Source organism: Mycobacterium sp. 1245499.0 (genome assembly GCF_001673615.1).
GTDB classification, from domain to species: domain Bacteria; phylum Actinomycetota; class Actinomycetes; order Mycobacteriales; family Mycobacteriaceae; genus Mycobacterium; species Mycobacterium europaeum_A.
Window position 1 is genome coordinate 1 of sequence record NZ_LZMG01000061.1, and the last position, 2,813, is coordinate 2,813.

2 protein-coding genes and 1 pseudogene are annotated in these 2,813 nt (G+C 68.0%); all 3 read left to right on the forward strand.

The genetic code is table 11. From position 1 onward, the window contains the following. Positions 1-760: pseudogene (locus A5646_RS03050) on the forward strand (mammalian cell entry protein); the annotation flags it as partial. Further along, positions 757-2,370 carry a virulence factor Mce family protein gene (locus A5646_RS03055; protein WP_066862441.1) on the forward strand — a complete coding sequence of 538 codons (1,614 nt, stop codon included), beginning with the start codon at positions 757-759 and terminating at the stop codon, positions 2,368-2,370. The pseudogene A5646_RS03050 and the gene A5646_RS03055, both read left to right, overlap by 4 nt. Then, positions 2,367-2,813, forward strand: a 447-nt coding sequence (locus A5646_RS03060) for an MlaD family protein (protein WP_156765503.1), incomplete at its 3' end; no start/stop codon positions are given. The genes A5646_RS03055 and A5646_RS03060, both read left to right, overlap by 4 nt.

The window sequence follows — 2,813 nt, forward strand, 5'->3', positions numbered from 1 at the left end:
CGATCTGGCCAACGGTTTCACCGAGGTCGGCAAGTTTCTGCCGTCGCTGAACGAGGCCATCGCCTCCGGCCCGTTCTTCAAGGTGGTGCTGCACAACCTGGCGCTGTACCAGATTTCGCAGCCCTGGGTAGACGCCGCCTTCAAGAAGCGCGGCATCGACCCGGAGAACTTCTGGCGCAGTGCGGGATTGCCGGCCTACCGGTTCCCCGACCCCAACGGCACCCGGTTCCCCAACGGCGCGCCGCCGCCGGCACCGCCGGTGCTCGAGGGCACGCCCGATCACCCGGGTCCGGCCGTCCCGCCGGGATCGCCGTGCTCGTACACGCCGGCCAATCCGGGCGGCAACGTCACCGTCGGGGACGAGGGTCTGCCGCGGCCGTGGAACCCGTTGCCCTGTGCGGGCGCGACGACGGGCCCGTTCGGTGGGCCGGGCTTCCCCGCGCCGGTCGACGTGATGACGTCGCCGCCCAACCCCAACGGTCTGCCGCCCACGCCGGGCATCCCGATCGCGGGCCGGCCGGGCGACCCGCCGCCAGACGTTCCGGGCACCCCGGTGCCGTTGCCGGCGCAAGCACCGCCGGGCGCGCGCACCGAGAACCTGGCGCCGGCCGGGCCGACGCCGCCACCGTCGACGTTCGCGCCGGGCTTCCCGCCGGGGCCCGCCGCGCCACCCGGGCCGGGTAACCAGCTGCCGGCACCGTTCATCAACCCGGGCGGAACCGGAGGCAGCGGCGCAGCGGGGGGAGGTAGCCAGAATTGAGCACCATCTTTGACGTCCGCAACATTCGGTTACCGAAGATGACGCGGACATCGGTGATCATCGGATCGCTGGTGATCGTGTTGGCTCTCGTCGTCGGCTACGTCGGCTGGCGGCTGTACGAGAAGCTGACCAACAACACCGTGGTGGCCTACTTCCCGGCGGCGAACGCGCTGTACCCGGGCGACAAGGTCCAGATCATGGGCTTGCGCGTGGGCGCGATCGACAAGATCGAGCCCAGCGGCAACAAAATGAAGGTCACCTTCCACTACGAGAACAAGTACAAGGTTCCGGCGAACGCCTCGGCGGTGATCCTCAACCCGACCCTGGTGGCCTCGCGGTCCATTCAGCTGGAGCCGGCCTATAAGGGCGGTCCGGTGCTGGCCAACAACGCGGTGATCCCCGAGGAGCGCACCCAGGTGCCGGTGGAGTGGGACCAGCTGCGCAACAGCATCACCAACATCATCTCCAAGCTGGGCCCCACACCCGAGCAGCCGACGGGGCCGTTCGGTGAGGTCATCACGTCCTTCGCCGACGGCCTGGCCGGCAAGGGCAAGCAAATCAACACCACGCTGACCAACCTGTCGCAGGCACTGACCGCGCTGAACGAGGGTCGCGGCGACTTCTTTGCGGTGGTGCGCAGCCTGGCGCTGTTCGTCAACGCGCTGCACCAGGACGACCAGCAGTTCGTCGCGCTCAACCAGAACCTGGCGGATTTCACCACCCGGCTGGCGCACAACGACAACGACCTGGCCAACGCGATCCAGCAGTTCGACAGCCTGCTCACCACCGTGCGCCCCTGGCTGGACCAGAACCGCGGCGTGCTGACCCACGACATCAACAACCTCGAGACCGCGACGAACGCGTTGCTGCAACCGGATCCGCTGAACGGGCTGGAGACCGCGCTGCACGTGCTGCCGACGGCCGCGGCGAACATCAACCAGATCTATCACCCGTCGCACGGTTCGGTGGTCGCCATCCCGTCGATCACCAACTTCGCGAACCCGATGCAGTTCATCTGCAGCGCGATCCAGGCCGGCAGTCGGCTGGGCTACCAGGAGTCGGCCGAACTGTGTGCGCAGTACCTCTCGCCGATCCTCGACGCGATCAAGTTCAACTACCCGCCGTTCGGCTTGAACCTGTTCAGCACGGCGGAGACGCTGCCCAAGGAAGTCGCGTATTCCGAGGACCGGCTGCACCCACCGAACGGATACAAAGACACCACCGTTCCCGGCATCTGGGTGCCGGACACCCCGACGTCGCACCGCAACACCCAGCCGGGCTGGATCGTCGCTCCCGGCATGCAGGGCCAGCAGGTCGGGCCGATCACCGCGGGCCTGATGACCCCCGAATCGCTGAGTGAGCTGATGGGTGGTCCGAACATCGAACCCGTCCAGTCGAACCTGCAGACCCCGCCGGGTCCGCCGAACGCCTACGACGAGAACCCGATCGTGCCGCCCATCGGGCTGAACGCGCCGGTGCCGATCCAACCGCCGCCGCCCGGACCGGATGTGGTCCCGGGCCCGGTCGCCCCGACACCGGCGCCGGTGTCCGCGCCCGCGCCGAACGCGGGCGGGCCGCCGGTACCCGCTGACTTTGGAGGTGGGCAGTGAGGGGCGCGCTTCGGCTGATCCGCCATCGGGCGTGGCAAGGGCTGACCCTGCTGGTGGCCGCGACGGTGTTGAGCTCGTGTGGTTGGAAGGGCATCTCCAACGTCTCGATCCCGGGTGGACCCGGCAGCGGGTCGAAGGCCATGACCCTCTACGTGCAGGTGCCCGACACCCTGGCGATCAACGGCAACAGCAAGGTGATGGTCGCCGACGTCTTCGTCGGCTCGATCAAGGCCATCAACCTGAAGAACTGGATCGCCACCCTGACGCTCGGTGTGGACAAGAACGTCAAGTTGCCCAAGAACGCCACGGCCAAGATCGGCCAGACGTCGCTGCTGGGTTCCCAGCACGTCGAGCTGGCCGCGCCGCCGAACCCGTCGCACGAACTGCTCAAGAGCGGCGACACCATTCCGCTGAAGAATTCGACCTCGTACCCCACCACCGAG